The 228-nt window shown below is 60.1% G+C and carries 1 protein-coding gene; it reads right to left on the reverse strand.

The window, feature by feature from the left end:
• Positions 1-45: 45 nt before the first annotated feature.
• Positions 46-228 (reverse strand): hypothetical protein (locus SB751_RS36135; RefSeq protein WP_410749746.1); only part of this gene is annotated, 183 nt, incomplete at its 5' end.

Here is a 228-nt window from a genome sequence, read left to right on the forward strand (position 1 = left end):
GTTCGTATTGATCGCGGCGGCTATTGCTGTTCGATTCGGCGCTGTTCATTTTGCATCGGCTGCGAGGGCCGCGAGGGCGTCGTTCTGCGAAGCGTCAAAGCGGCGCGTGAGCGAGTCCTGTTCGTTGCGGCGATGCGCCCGTTCACTCATGCTGCGGCTGCATTGCGCACGCTCTGATTCAATGTCGCTGCGCAATGCGATGCTTTTCAGCGGTTTGGCAGAAAGCCG

Source organism: Cupriavidus sp. SIMBA_020, from assembly GCF_046535395.1.
In the GTDB taxonomy this organism is placed as follows: Bacteria; Pseudomonadota; Gammaproteobacteria; order Burkholderiales; family Burkholderiaceae; genus Cupriavidus; species Cupriavidus campinensis.